Annotated in this window: 17 protein-coding genes and 1 pseudogene; 8 read left to right on the plus strand and 10 right to left on the minus strand. The window is 48.0% G+C overall.

The window, feature by feature from the left end:
* Positions 1-23: 23 nt before the first annotated feature.
* From P0078_RS20970 to dinB, 4 genes are all read right to left on the minus strand, one after another.
* Entirely contained in the window at positions 24-548 is a 525-nt protein-coding gene (locus tag P0078_RS20970) for a hypothetical protein (RefSeq protein ID WP_282931836.1), read from the minus strand.
* Between the two features lie 78 nt (positions 549-626).
* Positions 627-1091, minus strand: a complete 465-nt coding sequence (locus tag P0078_RS20975) for a hypothetical protein (protein ID WP_282931837.1) — start codon at positions 1089-1091, stop codon at positions 627-629.
* A gap of 13 nt (positions 1092-1104) precedes the next feature.
* Positions 1105-1632 (minus strand): RNA polymerase sigma factor, encoded by a 528-nt coding sequence (locus P0078_RS20980; RefSeq protein ID WP_282931838.1) that lies wholly within the window; start codon positions 1630-1632, stop codon positions 1105-1107.
* Between the two features lie 273 nt (positions 1633-1905).
* On the minus strand, positions 1906-2982 hold the full coding sequence (gene dinB / locus P0078_RS20985; protein WP_282931839.1) for a DNA polymerase IV: 1077 nt from the start codon (positions 2980-2982) through the stop codon (positions 1906-1908).
* Between the two features lie 149 nt (positions 2983-3131).
* Here dinB and P0078_RS20990 point away from each other — a divergent pair, with 149 nt between their 5' ends.
* Positions 3132-3605 (plus strand): carboxymuconolactone decarboxylase family protein, encoded by a 474-nt coding sequence (locus P0078_RS20990; protein ID WP_282931840.1) that lies wholly within the window; start codon positions 3132-3134, stop codon positions 3603-3605.
* Between the two features lie 25 nt (positions 3606-3630).
* Here P0078_RS20990 and P0078_RS20995 read toward each other — a convergent pair whose 3' ends face one another.
* The 5 genes and pseudogenes from P0078_RS20995 to mutS form a co-directional block, all read right to left on the minus strand.
* Entirely contained in the window at positions 3631-3789 is a 159-nt protein-coding gene (locus P0078_RS20995; protein WP_282931841.1) for a DUF1328 domain-containing protein, read from the minus strand.
* 45 nt (positions 3790-3834) lie between these two features.
* Positions 3835-4530, minus strand: a complete 696-nt coding sequence (locus P0078_RS21000) for a polysaccharide deacetylase family protein (protein WP_282931842.1) — start codon at positions 4528-4530, stop codon at positions 3835-3837.
* A gap of 62 nt (positions 4531-4592) precedes the next feature.
* Positions 4593-4916 (minus strand): ferredoxin FdxA, encoded by a 324-nt coding sequence (fdxA, locus tag P0078_RS21005; RefSeq protein WP_108732342.1) that lies wholly within the window; start codon positions 4914-4916, stop codon positions 4593-4595.
* A 139-nt stretch (positions 4917-5055) separates the two neighbouring features.
* Positions 5056-5145 carry a hypothetical protein gene (locus P0078_RS24805; RefSeq protein WP_502867301.1) on the minus strand — a complete coding sequence of 30 codons (90 nt, stop codon included), beginning with the start codon at positions 5143-5145 and terminating at the stop codon, positions 5056-5058.
* Positions 5128-7706 (minus strand): annotated as a pseudogene (gene mutS / locus P0078_RS21010) (DNA mismatch repair protein MutS); the annotation flags it as partial. The gene P0078_RS24805 and the pseudogene mutS, both read right to left, overlap by 18 nt.
* A 1606-nt stretch (positions 7707-9312) precedes the next feature.
* Here mutS and P0078_RS21015 point away from each other — a divergent pair.
* A complete protein-coding gene (locus P0078_RS21015; protein ID WP_282931843.1) occupies positions 9313-9735 on the plus strand; it encodes a hypothetical protein in 423 nt (140 codons plus the stop codon).
* A 40-nt stretch (positions 9736-9775) separates the two neighbouring features.
* Here P0078_RS21015 and P0078_RS21020 read toward each other — a convergent pair whose 3' ends face one another.
* Positions 9776-10717, minus strand: a complete 942-nt coding sequence (locus P0078_RS21020; RefSeq protein WP_282931844.1) for an IS110 family RNA-guided transposase — start codon at positions 10715-10717, stop codon at positions 9776-9778.
* A gap of 344 nt (positions 10718-11061) precedes the next feature.
* Between P0078_RS21020 and P0078_RS21025 the strand changes: the two genes are divergently transcribed.
* The 6 genes from P0078_RS21025 to ltrA all read left to right on the plus strand — a co-directional run bounded on the left by P0078_RS21025 (position 11062) and on the right by ltrA (position 18471).
* Positions 11062-11457 carry a hypothetical protein gene (locus P0078_RS21025; protein WP_282931845.1) on the plus strand — a complete coding sequence of 132 codons (396 nt, stop codon included), beginning with the start codon at positions 11062-11064 and terminating at the stop codon, positions 11455-11457.
* A gap of 2064 nt (positions 11458-13521) precedes the next feature.
* Positions 13522-14886 (plus strand): IS4 family transposase, encoded by a 1365-nt coding sequence (locus tag P0078_RS21030; RefSeq protein WP_282931846.1) that lies wholly within the window; start codon positions 13522-13524, stop codon positions 14884-14886.
* 36 nt (positions 14887-14922) lie between these two features.
* Positions 14923-15333, plus strand: a complete 411-nt coding sequence (locus P0078_RS21035) for a hypothetical protein (protein ID WP_282931847.1) — start codon at positions 14923-14925, stop codon at positions 15331-15333.
* A 63-nt stretch (positions 15334-15396) separates the two neighbouring features.
* Positions 15397-15960 (plus strand): hypothetical protein, encoded by a 564-nt coding sequence (locus P0078_RS21040; protein ID WP_282931848.1) that lies wholly within the window; start codon positions 15397-15399, stop codon positions 15958-15960.
* On the plus strand, positions 15945-16520 hold the full coding sequence (locus P0078_RS21045; protein WP_282931849.1) for a hypothetical protein: 576 nt from the start codon (positions 15945-15947) through the stop codon (positions 16518-16520). Before P0078_RS21040 ends, P0078_RS21045 begins: the two co-directional genes overlap by 16 nt.
* A 658-nt stretch (positions 16521-17178) precedes the next feature.
* Positions 17179-18471 (plus strand): group II intron reverse transcriptase/maturase, encoded by a 1293-nt coding sequence (gene ltrA / locus P0078_RS21050; protein ID WP_282931850.1) that lies wholly within the window; start codon positions 17179-17181, stop codon positions 18469-18471.
* The last annotated feature ends 13 nt before the right edge of the window (positions 18472-18484 follow it).

Consider the following 18484-nt stretch of genomic DNA (forward strand, 5'->3'; position numbering starts at 1 on the left):
TTTGAGAGTTGTTTAAGGCGAGTTTACAAAAATGTTTCTTGTTGTTTAAGGGTGTTGAGACCCATGCGAACAATGTTCAAGTGAGAAGCGGGAATACCTTTTTTGTAGTACTCACCAGTAAAGTCAAACTGTTGGACTTCGATAAATGGTGAGAATAGGGTGCATCCCCAATAGGGGTTTATACCCCACCAGCCATATTTTCCAGCGGTTCTGGGGTTTCTTTGAAAGAAGTTGTAAGCCCTTTTGATATTGTCATATTTGAGTTTGAATTTTCTTTTGTCATTGATGCTGTGGGCATCAAATATCACCAGGCATTGTATAGAGATGCCTTGCCGGCCAAGTGCATTGGCGATTTTTATTGCAGCATTTCCCCCTCTGCTGTAGCCAAACAATATCGCTGCTTTTTTGCGCGAAATCCCATTTTTAAGGTGACGGTAAATAGTTAGCTTTCGTGTGTGGGAAAATATCCGCCCTTGAAGTTGGTTGATTACCGACTTTAGTACCGGATTTTCTCCGGCAGAAGGACCGCCGGCACCGTAGATGCCCACCACAGTGTAGTGGCTAAGTTGAGACTGTATAGGGAGTGAGAATTCGAACTGGCCGCTTGAACTTGATATCAGTTGTTTCTAGCTCCTTGAAGCCGTGCTCGATAAAATCCGGCAGTGACGCTTAGCACTTTTACGTAGTTCATCGGGTAGGGATTCTTCACTTCCATCCTGCTGTTCTGCCCGCCAATAGTGGCACAAGGCAATATACTCGCCACTATTTACCTGATTGCGTAGTGCGAGCCAGGGATCTGGCGCTGGGGTAACTGCCATCACAGTTTCTTTCCAATCCCTTAACGCCGGCTCGTACAAATGCTGCTCGGTGGAATTTGCCTTGTGAGTGAAGGCACCTAGGTGTTGGGCTGGATGAAGAAGCAATAGCAAGGCGGTTACCAAGCTACAACTTACTGTTGCACGAGAGAGTAGATGATTGACGTTTACTTTCGGCTTATAGGTTTGGGCTGTTTTATATAGATCGTCATCCAGCTGCTGCGGGGAAGTCAACGTCTCGGCTTCTTTAAAATATTGATTTTCCCAATTGCTCATAGCATTAACTCGATTACTCTTCGATAACTTCTACTTGCCAAGGTCTTCTCTCCGAACCGTATATCGCTTCGTCCAGTGCGGTTCGGGCGCGATGATATAGGGTGCGGCATTTATTGAGAGAGAGCTGCTCGATGTCAGCCACTGTTGCCAGTGGCAGCTTGCATTCCATATGCAGTAATAAAACATTGCGCAATTGAGAAGGTAAATTTTGAATCGCTGCGAGAATTCTATTCTGCTGGGGAGACTCATGCGCGGATTTCTTCGAACTGGAAAATTCCTCAAGCTTGAGCAATTTATTGACTTGGATGTAAAGCCAACTTTTAAGCAGGCGCCCGTGCAGTTCTGGTGGATTTTCCAAAAGACCACGCCAGAGTTTTTGCAAGAGTAAAGTGGTTGAAGATGGCGCCATTTGCATACAGTAGCGATACAGGGAATCTTTATGGCGGCCGTAGAGTTGACGGAACACAGCAGGTTTGCGCGACTCCTTGTAGTATTGGAATAGCGCCTCGTCAGATAGCTGGCGTAACTCTTTGAGAGACAATGTCTTGAGCCTCCGTACGCAAATTATCCCGCCTCGAACCACTGGCCGAGTATTGGTTTATGCGGCGTCAATAAAGAAGATTGTAGTATGGTTCTGCGTCGCAATTATTCTCTGGCCAGTACTTATAATTTCAGCCGATGTCACGGTACGACAGATACGAATCTTCGGGCTTGCGAAGTATAGTTGCCCCTGGTTTGAGAGGTGGTTGCTCGGGTAAGGGCCAACGCCAGATTTATCAATAAGTGATGATGCGCCTAATTAAGCCATCAAGCGTCAAAAAGAGGCTTGCTCCGGCAAGGGTAGTGGCAATTGAACAGGGCCTTGCCCCGCCCGGAGGTCTGTGAGTCGCAGGCCTACCCCAAGAAGGCGGATGGGAGCAGGGCGTTTTTCTCGACACTCCTGCAGTAGCTGGCGGAATTCAGAAATACGCCCGGCACGGCTGCTGCGCTCGTGGGTGCTGGTAGTAAAATCTGCGTACTTTACTTTAACGGTGGCGCCATTTACTTCGTAACGATCGCCGAGTTTTTCCAGGCGCTCCAGCAGACGCATATACAGCTCTGTCAGCTGTTCCAGCCATTCGTCAAAACTGAATAAGTCTTCGCGAAAGGTGCGCTCGACACTAACACTCTTGCGGGAGCCATCGCCGCTTACCGGGCGATCGTCAACACCACGGCAAAGGTCGTAAAGGCGGCGGCCAAATTTGCCAAACTTCTTACTCAGTTCAACTTGTGAAAAATTGCGTAAATCCGCGCAAGTGCGAATGCCTTGTCGATGCATTTTCTCTGCGGTTACCCGTCCCACGCCGTGAATTTTGTTGATAGGCAGGCGCAAAACAAATTGATCGACCTCGCTCGGCGTAATGACTGTCAATCCGTCAGGCTTCTGCCAATCACTGGCAATTTTGGCGAGGAATTTATTCGGGGCCACCCCGGCAGAAATAGTGATACCCAGGGTATCGTGCACCCGTTGCCGGATTTCCTCAGCGATCAGGGTGGCACTGCCGTGGCAGCGGCCACTGTCGGTGACATCCAGGAAGGCTTCGTCCAGGGATAGGGGCTCAATATCATCGCAGTAGTCGAGAAATATCTCCCGTATCTGCCCGCTGACCTCCCGGTACTTAGCCATGTTGCCGGGTACTACAATCAAATCAGGGCACAGTTTCTTGGCCTGGGCGGTAGGCATTGCGGAGCGAACCCCATAGCTGCGGGCTTCATAGTTGCAGGTAGAGATCACCCCGCGCCGGTCGCTACTGCCTCCAACGGCCAAAGGGCGTCCACGGAGATTGGGATCGTCACGCATTTCGACCGAAGCGTAGAAGCAGTCACAATCACAGTGGATAATCTTTCTCATGCTGTGATTATATACAGTGTTATGTCGTGCCAGAAAGTAATTTATGCCACTTGGACACCCGGCGATGACAGGTAGGTGAATAATGAGCAGTATTCCGTTGGTCGAGCACCCAGCTTCCGATGATGTAGCCAGGGTTTTTGCTGAGATTGATGACGAGCTGGGGGATCCCCAGTCTGTTCCGTGTCTACGCCCAACACCCGGGATTACTTGAGGCAAACTGGTACAAGTTTAAGACGGTGATGATTCACGGCTGTTTGTCGGCGCAGCTGAAAGAAGCCATTGGCCTGGCAGTCTCAGCCGATAACCACTGTGACTATGGCATTTACCATCACAGTATGTCTCTGCAAATGCTTGGGGTGGAAACGGATGAAGTGATGCGAATTCGCACTGACCCCAAGCATGTGCACTTTTCTGAAAAAGAGCACGCCCTGTTTGACTTGGCGCGCAATGCCAACAGCGCCCCTGATGACCATCGCGAGCACCTGATCGCCGCTGCGCGAAAGCTCGGTGCCGGTGATGATGAGATTCTTGAGGCGTTGGGCGTAATGGAGATGGTACTGGGGGCCAATCACATTGCTGAAGTGCTCAGCCTGGCGCCGACCCGAGTGCCTCACAAGAAGTAATAACAGGCGCCCTTGGGCGGCTGTTCTACTTGGGTCTGCCGAAAATCAGTGCCAGCACAAACATCACAAGGAAAATAAAGAAGAGAATCTTGGCTATTTCAGTTGCGGTCGAAGCGATGCCACTAAAGCCAAAGAAGGCGGCGATCAGCGCAATAACCAGGAAGGTGACAGCCCAGCGCAACATAAGAGGCTCCCAATAGAGTGGAGGGAGCCTTGGGCTCCCGTTCCGCTAATTGATAGAGTCCCGCTCCACAGGTTCCAAATGGTCGCCTGCTTTCATCAGGGTTAGTTGCTCCAGTGTGGCAAACTGGAAGCCCTTTTGCCTGAGTTGCGCAGTAATGAGGGGCAGGGCCTCCATTACCTGATGGTGCTGACCATACATGGGATGCAACAGAACCACACTTCCGTCTTTTGCCTTTTGGGATATATAGTCAGCTGCGACTTGAGCGCCGCCTGCTTGCAGTTGCTCAGTAGGATCGATATCCCAGTGAGCAATCTTGAACTGGTGATCACTTAAAAGCGTGCCCAGCTCGTCAGACATCTTTCCGTGAGGAGGGAGAAACATGGGCTTGCTGGTATAGCCATTACTTTGTAGTAGCCGACAGGTTTTTTTAATCTCTTCCTTGGCACTGCTCAAAGGCATCTGGGAAAGGTTTGTGTGTGAGTAACCATGGTTACCTAACTGATGTCCAGCCTGAATGATTGCCTGGGTCTGCTCCGGGTACCTTTCCATTTCCTGCCCTGTAGGGAAAAAAGTGGCGGTCACTTCCAAAGACTCGAGCCGCTTTAACAGTGGCTCGGTTTTGTCGGGGGAGGGCCCCTCATCAAAAATAAGCGCTACCCATTTATCCTTGCCGGTAATTGCCTGGGCACAGATTGAAAATACAAAAAGCCAAATGCAAATAGCATTAATTATTATTTTCATTTTTTAGGGTTTCCACAGATAGAAAAAAAGCCGTCAATGACGGCTTTTTTCTTTGAACTTGTTTAGCGCTCCAGCTGGTCCAGCTTGCCCTTCTTGCCGTCCCACTCCTCGGCATCGGGTAATGGGTCTTTCTTCTCAGTAATATTGGGCCATACCTCGGCGAGTTCTGCGTTCAACTCGATAAATTCCTGCTGATCGTCCGGAACCTCATCCTCAGAGAAAATCGCGTTGGCGGGGCACTCCGGCTCACACAGGGCGCAGTCGATACACTCGTCTGGGTGAATTACCAGGAAATTGGGGCCTTCGTAAAAACAGTCTACCGGGCAAACCTCTACACAGTCGGTGTATTTACACTTAATGCAGTTTTCCCCAATTACGAATGTCATGTTTGTCCCTCGATAGTGCCACTGAATTCTTCGTGCAGCGGATTTTATCAATTACTGGCGCGAATTGTAGTGGCTTTTCAGTCGATTTAGTTCACTGTTTATAACAGGATGAATTGGGCGACCAGGGTCGCCCGGTCTTTTACTTCAGTAACTTGCGTAACGAATAGAGCGCTTCCAGTGCCTGGCGTGGCGTCAAATCGTCCGGATCAAGCTCCTCAAGGGCATCCACGGCCGGGTGGCTTGGGCTGCCAAACAGATCTACCTGCTGGGGGGAACCAGGGCCCGCGGCCATTGGCACAGTGGCTTCTTCCGGCTCCTGTTTGGGGGCCGGTGCAGGCGTAGCAATAGGAGCTGGCACATCTACCGACTGGGCGCCGGCTTCCAATGCTGCCAAGCGCGCGCGGGCCTCGGTCAATACATCACTGGGGATGCCGGCCAGTTTGGCCACCTGCAACCCGTAACTTTTAGAGGCGGGCCCTTCCTGGATGCGGTGCAGGAAGACAATTCCCTCGCCGTGCTCGGTGGCATCCAAGTGGATGTTGGCGGCCTCAGAGCATTGGCTGGGCAGGTCAGTCAGTTCAAAGTAATGGGTGGCGAACAGTGTAAAGGCGCGCACTTCCCCTGCCAGGTAGTGGGCACAGGCCCAGGCCAAGGACAGGCCGTCGTAAGTGCTGGTACCACGGCCAATCTCATCCATCAGTACCAAGCTGTGCTCGGTGGCATTGCGCAGGATATTGGCGGTCTCGGTCATTTCCACCATAAAGGTGGAGCGGCCACCGGCCAGGTCATCGGCACTGCCGATGCGAGTGAAGATACGATCGAGCAAGCCGATCTGGGCACTGTCGGCGGGTACGTAACTGCCACAGTGGGCCAACAGGGCAATCAATGCTGTCTGGCGCATATAGGTAGATTTACCGCCCATGTTTGGACCGGTAATCACCAACATGCGGCGGTCGTCGTGCAACTCAATATCGTTGGCCACAAAGGGCTCGTCCAATACCTGCTCCACCACCGGGTGGCGCCCGCCGGTAATATGCAGGCCCGGCTCAGTGCCCAGTTCTGGGCGGCACAGGCGCAAATCGTCAGCGCGCTCGGCCAAGCATGCCAGCACGTCTAATTCGGAGATACCTGCTGCGGCGGCTTGGAGCTCTGCCAGGGACTCATTCAACTGATTGATCAGCTCTTCGTACAATGCCTTTTCACGAGCTAGCGCGCGGCTCTTGGCGGAGAGCGCCTTGTCTTCAAACTCTTTTAGCTCGGGCGTGATAAAGCGCTCTGCATTTTTCAGAGTCTGGCGGCGAATGTATTCAGCTGGCGCCTTATCGCTTTGCCCGCGACTGATTTCAATAAAGTAGCCGTGCACCCGGTTGTAACCCACCTTAAGGGTGGGAATACCGGTGCGCTCTTTTTCCCGCTGCTCCAGTTGCACCAGGTAATCGCCGGCGTTTTCACTGATAGCGCGCAGCTCGTCCAGTTCTTCGTCGTAGCCGGTAGCAATAACGCCACCGTCGCGAATTACTACCGGAGGGTTTTCAATAATGGCATCTTGCAGCAGCTCTACGGTTTCTGGCCACTCGCCGATCTGGCTGCACAATTCATTCAATAAAGTTGCGTCAGATTCCGCTAACTGTTGCTGGATTTCCGGGAATTGAGCTAGGGACTGGCCCAGGCGAGCCAAATCGCGAGGACGTGCAGAGCGCAGTGCCAAACGGCCCAGGATTCGCTCCATATCGCCCACAGGTTTGAGGGCATCACGCAGAGGCTCAAAGCCATAATCAGCAATTAATGCTGCGATAGCATCCTGGCGGTTGCGCAAGGTGGTTAGCTGGCGCAAGGGGTTGTTAAACCAGCGGCGCAGCAAGCGGCTACCCATAGCGGTTTTACAGCTATCGAAGACCGACAATAGGGTATTGTCATCGCCACCGTTCAGGTTCAGGTCAATCTCCAGATTGCGGCGGCTGGCACCATCCAAGGCGACTGTCTCATCACCACTTTCCGTCAGCAGGCCGCGAATATGGGGCAGCTCGGTACGCTGGGTGTCCCGTGCGTATTGCAGCAGGCAGCCGGCAGCGATCACAGCACCGTGCATATGGCTACAACCAAAGGCCTCCAAGTTCATGGTGCCGAATTGCTGGTTGAGCAGACGCAAAGCACTCTCAAGTTCGAACTCCCAAGGTGCGCGGCGGCGCACGCCCGCGCGGCGCTCGATTTCTGCCGGCAGGCTAAGGTCTTCCGGCGCAAGCAGTTCAGCGGGATTGTGGCGCTGCACCTGCTCGGCGAGAGCTTCCAGAGTATCTGTTTCCTGAACCACAAAACGACCGGTTGCCAGGTCCAGCAGTGCCAGGCCAAATACATCGCCCAAGTGTGAAATAGCAGCCAGGAGGTTATCGCGGCGATCGTTGAGAAGTGCCTCGTCGGTGACCGTGCCCGGAGTAACAATACGTACTACCTGGCGCTCAACCGGCCCCTTGCTAGTGGCGGGATCACCGATTTGTTCACAGATGGCAACGGACACACCAGCTTTAATCAGCCGCGCCAAGTAGCCCTCAGCTGCATGGTAGGGAATACCGGCCATGGGGATAGGTTCCCCCCGGACTTGCCACGGGCAGTAAGGGTGACATCCAACAGCTCAGCCGCCTTCTTGGCATCATCAAAGAACAGCTCGTAAAAGTCCCCCATGCGGTAGAACACCAGCTCTTGGGGGTGCTGGGCCTTGATGCGCATGTATTGCTGCATCATGGGGGTGTGTTCGGGTTTCGCGGCCTTGGTCTTGTTTGCGGTTTTTGGCATTTTTTCTAAGAAAATCAGTAAGTTACAAAAGTGTTTGCAAACCCCAAGAGCCCCGCAGGAGTGGCGGCCGGCTCAGATTGGGGTAGGGGGCAGGTTTCCTCGGGGGCTTAATAAGCAGAAGCGTTCGATCAAATAATGAACGGCAAGCCCAAACCTGATGTTCTTGAAGCATGCAATCGGGATAGATCTGAACAGAAAGGTCCAGGCCAAAGTTCGAAGGGCTTCTTTATAGGAGGCGCAGAATAGCAGAGTGGGGGGCAAACCACTATGGATAGCTTATCAACTGCAAGTGGAATGGCCAGCAGCGACCCGGTGATTTTATGAGAGCGTTGTAGGGAAGCGGGACGTTTTCGTCTTTGAGGTAAGGACCGTCACTTTTCTTTGCTCTAAAGAGTCTGCTGCTGATCTCAATAAAAAAGATTCCTGACTCAGTAAGGTCGAGTACTAAGCAAGCCAACTCTTTACGCGGTAGCGCACCCCTCCAGATGGGACATGTGTGCATAGTAGGCTGATGAAATACAGTACTGCTAACTAAGTCCTGCTTCACATATCAGAATTCAAAAGACGCTGCTCCTATTTCTGGGGAAAATTCTATAACTTGTTGATTTTTAAAGGATGTGAAAAATGATATAAAGCAGGGAGAGCGCGGAATTATAAAGACGCTGCTTTATATCTACTTGTTTCGTTTCGTGCCACTCAATGTATTTTTTTGATTTTATTGGGTTTTTAAGCAGGCTTTGATTGAGGACAGTAGAATTATAGAGAAGGGTGATATGTAGACGCTGCTTTTGAATTAACTGTTATTGTGGCGGTCATTTTTTAGGTAGTTTGAAGTTGCTGCAAGCACCAATCTCTTCCTGAGCACATTTCTCCAGAGAGTTTTCCTGCAAGTTGGCACCGCAGTTCCGTTCAAGTGCCTTCGTTTTAAGTCAACAAGTTCTGCAAGTTAGCTGCCGCATTGTGGAGTGCCAATCAGATAGATAAGTGGTGGAGAAAGTATGGTATTTTTCCCTGTAAATATATCGGGCAGTGGCCAGCCAAAAGTGGCTGGCAGAGAGCAAGAAGGTTGTTCAGTATGCGCCAGCTATAACCAGGCCAGGCAAGATCGCCCAGCCGGTGGCTGGGCTGGACAGCCTACGCTTCGCTTCGGCTGCCCTTGCTGGCAACGTTATAGGGCTAGAAATTGAGCCAAATTCACAAAGACCAAAAATTAAGTGTATATCTGTGGAAATTCATGGTTTGTCTTTTTGTCTCAAGCTTGATTCCCATGGCATATGTACTTTGGCCAGTTTCACCAGGGTTAAAGGGAAATTGGTTTGGTGTTGCTGTGGTTTCAGCAGTTTGTTCAGCATTATTGACTGCGGCTTTACCGGTAAATAACGCTCGTTACTATGTCCCAAGTAGTGTTGTGGTGGGCGTGTTATTTTATGGGATAATTCAGGGTTACTTATTATACAATGGGGCCCCATAACTAGGCCAAGCAGGCTCGCCCAGCCCCTGTGGGGCTAGGCTGGACAGCCTACGCGGCGCGCTTCGCACGCAAACGCTCCGGCCGCCCCTGTTGGCAACGTTATGCATCTATACCGATAAGTGAGTAATCTCAAAAATGTCGATGGAATTGTTTATCTTTCTTGCTTTGGATGTTCCGTTGGAAACAAACAATCTAAATGAAGTGGCGAAGAATCTAGAGCCACGAGTCGTCTATGAAGAAAACGTTAATCTCGAAAAGCATAGCGGATTCTTGCCAGTAACCTTGAGAGGAAGTAAATCTGGTGTGGAAACGTACAGTATTGACTATTCAAGTCTAGAAAATTATCTACCAAAAAATGAGAGTTTAAGCTCCTCAAACACAAAGGTTTTGCAGCTGCGCTGGGGTAGTAGTCCAGAGGAGAGCGTCGTTGCATTCTATACTGCTTCATTGCTCTCAACTCACTTCAATGGTGTGGTTTTTGATCCTATGAGTGGTGTGTATCTAAATGAAAACCAGGTGCGCCAGGCGCTATCGACCTTCAGCGAAGGCCCGGAGTAACGCCATGCATAACAAGTGACTATGGTTACTCGTCAAGTTTTTAAGCCATACTTTCATCCCAATAGGTGTTATTTTTCACCATCGTATTCAGGATGGTAATCTGCTTTCTCATGCAGGCAATCAGAGCAACCTTTTTAGGTTTGCCAGCGTCGACTAATCGCTTATACATCGGCTTTAATTTGGGATGATGCTGAATGGCTGACATGATGGAGACAAACAAAACTGTTCGTACACGATGCCTTCCTCCTCGAATATATCTCTTTCCCTGGAAGCTGCCGCTATCACGGTTCATCGGAGCGATACCGACAAGTGCAGCGATTTCTTTACGGTTCAATTTTCCTAGTTCGGGAAGTTCACTCATCAGCGTATAAGCCAATACATTTCCGACCCCTTTGGCACTCAACAATAGGTCGCGCCTTTGCCGCCACTCAGACACACTGTTAACCAGTTTATCCAGTTGCTTGTCGATACCTTGTAACTCTTTCTTGATGGTGTTTAGAATGGTCTGGATAGGTTTGTGTACTGATTTCGGCATCCTCTGAAGCCGATTCTTTTGCATTGTACTCATCTCTAAACACTGACTTCTTACAGCCAGTAAGTCACTGATCTCCCTAAGCTTTTCTGGCTTTAGCTCCGATAGTCTTGGCTTCATGGCCTCACCAAAATGTGCAATATCCATTGCATCTAGCTTGTCAGTTTTGGCGAGGCGCCCTGCGGATTTAGCGAAGCTTCTTATCTGTGAAGGGTTGCAAACAACAACAGGTAATCCTGCTCTGTCAGCGGCGCAAACAAACTCTAATTCGAGTCTTCCTGTAGACTCTATTAATACTCTTTGAGGTTTAAGAGGTTGTAATTGTTTAATGGCATCCTTAATGCCATTTTTATCATTGGCAACACTAAAGAATTGGCCAGTAGGTCTCACATAAATATCGAGTTGTTTACTGCTGGTATCGATACCGACATTGATCTCTTGAGGTTCCATAAGATAAGCTATCTCCGCCTTGCTATTCGGGCTCGAGGCCCACATGACTATCCGAGTTATGCCTAGTGAGTGTCTGTCACGTTCCTACTTGTTAACGGTCTTTATAAACCGGCGCAGCAACGAACTGTGACAAACAAGGCCTTCGGTGGCCGCCGAAGGTGGGTCTCAATTTACCCGTTAGCGAAAAGGATTTTCAACATCAGAATCGGGCAAGAACAACCATACAAGCAGCGGCAGAGCGACAGCCAAAGCTACGCACATTTTGTGTTACTCGCTGGCGCTCAAACATTAACACAAAATGCGCTCCGCGCTGGCTGCGCCTGCGCTGGGCGTTAAGCGATCCCATGAAAGAAATTACGTTTGAAACTGATGTTTTCAATCTTACTGAAGAGAAGGATAACTTTATCAATCCTTGCTGCTTTGGCGAAGATGCTGCTGACTGGTTTAAACCTCAAATGGAATCAGCCGGCATTGAGGTTCTTGATACCTACCAGGAGGATTGGGGCTGGGAAATCAGCTGTTCTTTCAAAGGTAATAAATACTTTATAGGCCTTGGTGGCACACCAGAGACTGAGGGTAAGAATAATGGTGAGTGGCGTGTTATGGTCACAAAGCCTCGCTCTATTGTCCAGGTGCTTACGGGAAAAAATAAGCTTTCAGACGAAGAATCAATATTAGGTGTTTTGTCTGGAATCATTACAAAAGCGGGGTTTAGTAATGTGTCCACCTGTAGCGCTTAACAAGGGCCAGCACAATCGCCAAATGCGAAAAACGCATTTGGCTGGACTCGCGAAAAGCGCTCGCCTGTGTGGCCGGCGTTAAGTGATACAGGCATGAAAAGTTTTTTATTAATCTTAATGTTCGTACCGTCAATTCTATTGGCTCAAGACAGATATAAATGTGCCGATTTTATAGATACTGAGAAAAAGGCGATTAGCTGTGCTATGTGGCATTCTAGAGTTATCTCTGAACTTTCGATAAGCGGATACAAATTTAAGGCTATTGAGACCGAGGGCAATTGGACTGTTGAGCATACTAATTTAGACCCAAGTGGCTCCACCTATATTGTGTCCATAAATCACAATGGTGAACTAATTGAACTTAATAGCAAGTAAATCACTTAACCAGTGCAGGCAAAATCGCCCTCAATCGGGCTGGACGTCGCTGACGCTCCGCCTTTGCTGCAAGCGTTATTGTGGCGGTCATTTTTTAGGTGGTTTGAAGTTGCTGCAAGCACCAATCTCTTCCTGAGCACATTTCTTCAGAGAGTTTTCCTGCAAGTTGGCACCGCAGTTCCGTTCAAGTGCCTTCGTTTAAAGCCAACAAGTTCTGCAAGCTAGCTGCAGCATTGTAGAGTGCCAGTCAGTTAGTTAACCGGTGGGGAAAGTATGGTATTTTTCCAAGTAAATTTATCGGGCAGTGGCCAGCCAACGTTGGCTGGCAAAGAGCAAGTAGGTTGTTCTGTGCGCGCCAGCTATAACCAGGCCAGGCAAGATCGCCCAGCCGGAGGCTGGGCTGGACAGCCTACGCTCCGCTTCGGCTGCCCTTGCTGGCAACGTTATTGTGGCGGTCATTTTTTAGGTGGTTTGAAGTTGCTGCAAGCACCAATCTCTTCCTGAGCACATTTCTTCAGAGAGTTTTCCTGCAAGTTGGCACCGCAGTTCCGTTCAAGTGCCTTCGTTTAAAGCCAACAAGTTCTGCAAGCTAGCTGCAGCATTGTAGAGTGCCAGTCAGTTAGTTAACCGGTGGGGAAAGTATGGTATTTTTCCAAGTAAATTTATCGGGCAGTGGCCAGCCAACGTTGGCTGGCAAAGAGCAAGTAGGTTGTTCTGTGCGCGCCAGCTATAACCAGGCCAGGCAAGATCGCCCAGCCGGAGGCTGGGCTGGACAGCCTACGCTCCGCTTCGGCTGCCCTTGCTGGCAACGTTATTGTGGCGGTCGGTTTTATTGATTTTTCGTGGTAACTGAAGGTTTCGTGCCACTAAATAGCATCTGGTATTGAGCAATTTTGCTGATTGCTATTCAGGCAGTTTCGCTCCAAGAGTGTTCGCTCGGGTGTTGTAAAAAGAGGCAGTCCGCTGCAATTTCGCGGATTGCCAGTAAGATAGGAATTGGTTAGGGAAAGTGCGGTATTCTTCCCTCGTAAATATTGGGCAGCGGCCAGCCAAACTATGGCTGGCAAAGTGCTAGTAGTCGGTCCCGAGCGCGCCAGCCATAACCAGGCTAGGCAAGCTCGCCCAACCCCTTCGGGGCTGGGCTGGACAGCCTACGCTCTGCTTCGGCTGCCCTTGCTGGCAACGTTAACTGTTGTACGCACTATGAGACTTTTTACTGATTTTTATACAAAGGTTGCACTTAAGCTTTATCCATTCCGGTGGTTATTAGTTGTGTCCTTTTTTCTTCCTTTTATAGGTTGGTCTCCTGTCTCGACGGCATTGCTGGTAATGCTGTGGGTGTGGACCAATTTAGGGCTGTTTATTGTTTTAACTTATGGGCCTATAAACCATTTTGAGGGTTCTATTATATGGAGTGATGGGTGGCGGCCTATAGCTTGGATTTTCCTAATCCCCATCCTACTGGGAGCCTTGGCTGCAACAGTTCTAATTCCATATGTTCTTGTACACATTAGTTAACAAACCGCAGCAGGCGCTCCCGTTGGTCGCTGGGACAGCCAAAACGCTGCGCTTATTTGTCCGCCCCTGTGCGGGGCGCTAAGTTTTATACACAAGTTTTTCCGGTTTTATTATGTAAATCAATAAGTTACAGTTTGACCTGGCATGAATTACAGATTTGATTGGATAATTATGCAGGACTGGGTCATGGAGGAAGTAAAAAATCAGGTTATGGGTGATACACGTTTGAATAAGCGCTTGTCCAATATTCTTAGTAGTTTAAGTTCAGATCCAAAGAATAGCATTCCCTGTGCAAACAAAACTTGGGCAGAAACGTTTGCAGCTTATCGCTTTATCGAAAATGATAAAGTCAATTTTGATTCTATTATGAGCGGCCATAAATCGGCAACTCTTGAGAGAATCAAGGCGCAGCCCGTTGTTCTTATCCCTCAAGATACCACCTTTCTAAATTTTGCCACTGACTTAGAAAGTAAAGAGATGGGAACACTTAGGCGGAAAGAGACCAATCAGCAACTCTTGCACACCTCCATCGCTATAACGCCATCAAGAGTTAACTTGGGTGTTGTTGAGGGTAGTATGTGGCAGAGAGACAAGGAATCAAGCTCTAATTCCCGTTATACCAAGTCGATAAAGAATAAGGAGAGTCGACGCTGGCTAGACCATTACGAAACGGCTTGTCAGATACAGGAGCGTTGCCCTGAAAGTACAATTGTGAGTATTGCTGATAGAGAGGGTGATATTCATGAGTGGTTTCAACTGGCTGAAGATCAAAGTGAACAGCGGCGGGCGAGCTATATCGTTCGAGCTAAGGCCAATCGCACTTTAGAGCTCGATGGAGAAGAAACGGTTTTGCTTTGGGATCATACGAATGAGCAGAAATCTGTTGGTCTATACACGGTAGATATTCCCAAACGGAATGGTGAATCTGGAAGAAAAGCCAAAGTCAGTGTATCCACTACTGAGATACGGCTACTTGGGAAAGGAAAATCTAAACGACCACTTTCTCTCTATGCTGTATTGGCTAAAGAATTAAACCCACCAGAGGGTGAAAAAGGCATTGAGTGGATGCTGTTAACTGATCTTCCAGTTGAAGACTTTAAGCAGGCAAGGGTCATCATTGAGTGGTATCGAAGCCGGTGGGAAATTGAAACCTATTTTCGGGTGGTGAAAGGCGGATGCCAGATAGAAAGTAACCGTTTTAGAACAGAGCAGCGCATGTTGAACTGCATTGCGATCTATATGATTATTGGATGGCGGCTACATTCGATAACTACGCATGCACGAAGAGTTCCTGACGCACCGTGTACAAGTGCCTACTCTGAAAAAGAATGGCGTATGATATGGATGATGCGAGATAAAACTACTCCACCAAATGAACCCCCAAGCATGAGGGAGATAACCCGTATGTTGGCAGGTTTAGGAGGTTTTTTGGGGCGTAAAGGGGATGGCGAGCCAGGAGTTAAAACCGTTTGGCAGGGATACACCAAGCTACTTCATTATATAGAGGCAGCAGAAACTCTAAATGGACTTAAATAATGTGTATAAAACACAGGCGGGGCGTTATGCATCACCATGATTAAAGATATCGAGATTAAAAAATTACCACCTGAGATAAAAGTGTGTGGTATGGCAATTAAACCTGTTCGCGGAGTAACCGAAGAGGGAAAAACTATATATGAAAAAGATGTGCAGATTGAGCTAAAAAACATAGGAGGAAAAGCTCTATCCTTTGTTGACTGCAATCTTTCTTACTATGATGCTCAGGGCGAGTTTATAGGGTGTGATTCAGATGGAAGTCTTTCATTAGTTAAGCCAAATGAAAGTGTATTTGTTTCTATCCCTATGCTTAGCCCAAGTAATACTTCTAAAAAACTCTTAGAAGTTAGTATTCAAACTGCAGAAGGTATTTTTAGTAAGTATATTTCATGGGTTTTTCTAACAGGTGCGTTAGTATTTTTGGTTTATCAAAATTATTCAGCTTAATATACATAACAAGGCGTTCAAATTCGTTCTGCATCGTTGGTGCTCCACCGGACACAAAAAGCCATGGCATATTTCACTTTGCCACAACTTTTTGTGCCGTTTAGCTTGGCGTTAAGTTTTTTGAGAGGTCGTTCCATTAAAACAAATAATCTTGAAATTCATAGAGCAGAGCCTGCAGTAATTGAGTTGAATGGCTTCCTCAATGCATTAAGGTGTGTGATCGGCTGTCCGAAAAGGATATTTAGTGCAACACTTGCCGAAAAGAATACTGGTTTAAACTCTATTGTCGAAGACACAATAAAAAGTATTGGTGAGTTTGGAAAACTCATAGAACAAAGACAATCTGATTACAAAACTACTTATCAATTATTCATCGATCATATTTATAAGAAAATATCGGATACCAAAACTAGGGCTTTGGATAATTTAGATTGGAATCTAATTGAGTATTATGGTCTTATCTCAACATCAGACCAAGAAGATGGCCCTTGGAATAGATTTATTAGTCAAGAACATACGATTTTAAGATTTCTTGATGATGACGGTGATGAGTACATTTTATTCTTTGTAGAATTTAGTGATTTTGTAGTGGTAACTCAATTGGGGTTAGCATGGAACGAGAAATAAACATAACCAGGGCATGCACCCGACCTCCGGCAATTTGCACCTTTTTTGCGGTAGAGCTGCAAAAAAGCCTCCAATTACCTCCGGCTGGTGATGCAGGCGTTAAAACTATGAGTAAGTCTTACCTCAATCTATCTATCCTAGGTGTGGCGTTGCTTTTTATGGTAATTTTCTTGGCATACTCTGAGCTTGAAAAAAGTCACGAAATTGTCAGCTACGTGAGCCGCCCGGATATTGCGCAAAGATATGCGCTGAAATCGGCGAGGGATGACTTTCAGAAAAATAGAGTTGGCTTTATCTGGGTCTTTGAAATTGACGGTGTGTTAACTGTCTATGGTTTAGATGAAAAACAAGTTTCAAAGATTGCCAAAGTATTCGTTCAAGATAGATACTGGAGTTTACGGTGCTGTAGTGTTTTAGGAGAATACAAGTATCCGGATGATATCATTACTGGCGACGAACCATCTGAATTTGGTTTGATAGTCGGGGCGTATATCAGAAACCCCTATTTTGTAACTCTATACAACCGGGAAATGGCAAGGCTCCTGGGCGTAGAGTTTTAACAAAGCAAGGCAGTTCGTTCCGGCCCTGGGGGCCTCCACCGGACATCTTACTTTGTGTACTTTATGCGCAGTTCGCCACGCTCACTATTTGCGCATTAAGCACACAAAGTAAGCTGCCTCTGCTCGCGGCGTGTGTGCCAGGCATGGCATTTAACTAGAGAGGTGAAAGTCCTCTTACCAGGTATTCGTGGAGCCGAAGGTTAGCGAAAGGGCAAAGTTAATATCGCGAGGTATTGGCTGGAGGAAGCCCAACGCAAATTCACGGGGTGATGAACAAGAACTGGATATGAGGTGTGACGTAGGTGGAGCCAGTGGGCACGTGACCATAAAGCTCTCCATCCACAATTGGCCTACGTTTTATAAATCCAGCATCTACGTGAAGAAAGTTAAATGTCTTACCCTGGGAGGTCTATGGGTTGTTAATGGAGTAACTGAAAACTGAGAGATTGGTTTTGACCGATCCATAGAAGTCAGCAGAAGGCATAGTAGGTAGATTTCGTGCTACTGAAGGCCTGAACAATTCTGGACAGTATTATTAATGCAGAGCTTGATGACTGCATCTGACAAGTAACTTAGTTACCAGAGAAAAAATTTTTTTTCTGGGTGAACATCAAACTGGAAACTTAATCATACATTGTCCAATTTCCCATCTCTTTTAATGCAGCGAATTCTAGATAGGAATAATCTGTTTCGAGCATTACAACAAGTTTCTCGTAACCAGGGTGCACCAGGTCTCGATGGTATGACGGTAAAACAGTTGCCGGAACATCTTAAGCAGACCTGGATTGCTACCCGACAAAAGGTGCTAAGTGGTAGCTATCGCCCTCAACCGGTGAAACGCGTCTTTATACCAAAAGGCAATGGAGGCCTGCGTCCATTGGGTATACCAACGGTGCAAGATAGATTGATCCAGCAAGCTATCGCACAGATACTCAGTGAGCAATGGGAGCTGAAGTTTCATGCTCTTAGTTTTGGTTTTAGACCAAATCGATCGGCACACCAGGCGATTAGACAGGTCCAAAACTTTGTCCGGCAAGGAAAGCGCTGGACGATCGATATGGACTTGAAATCCTTCTTTGATGAAGTGAATCATGACAAGCTCATGCTAACACTGAAGCAAAGCGGAATACCGGCTGGTGTGCTGGGGTTGATAAACCGATACCTAAAAGCGCCAACGGTAGTCGATGGCAAGGTAATAGCTACAATAAAAGGCGTCCCGCAAGGTGGGCCGTTATCTCCGCTTCTAGCGAATATTGTGCTTAATGAACTGGACTGGGAGCTGCACAAGCGGCAACTCAGTTTTGTACGATATGCCGATGATTTTCAAATACTGGTGGGAAGTCGTCGGTCTGCAGAGCGGATAAAAGTAAGCCTTACGCACTTCATCAAATGTAAGCTGAAGCTCACAGTAAATACTGAGAAGAGTGCAGAGGATCACTTCTGGAAGCGGAGCTTTCTAGGATTTAGATTGCTGAAGAAGGATGCCCGGATAAAGGTATCAGAATCATCGATTAATAAATTGAAGGCAAAGATCAGAATGGTCACCCGCCGAACACGAGGCCGCAAGTTTACTCAGATCATAGAAGAGTTAAAGAAGTCCCTGCTTGGTTGGAAAGCGTACTTTGACATCAGTGAAGTACTGAGCCCTCTGAAAGATCTGGACAAGTGGATAAGGCGGAAGTTGCGATGTTATTTATGGAAGCAATGGGGACGTAGTGGTTACCGCAGATTAAGAAGGCTGGGCGTTGATCGTTTTTTAGCGTGGAACACGGCCAAATCAGCGCATGGACCATGGAGGCTAAGCAAAAGTCCTGCCCTTTACAGAGCATTGCCAAATAGATACTTTAGGAACTTGGGGCTGCCGGAATTGGCAGATAGGAAGGGGAATAGAATTGAACCGCCATGGTACGTGACCCGTATGCCTGGTGGTGTGGGAGGAGGGGCATCGTGAGGTGCCTCCCTAT

The sequence above is a fragment of the Microbulbifer sp. VAAF005 genome (assembly GCF_030012985.1).
GTDB lineage: Bacteria > Pseudomonadota > Gammaproteobacteria > Pseudomonadales > Cellvibrionaceae > Microbulbifer.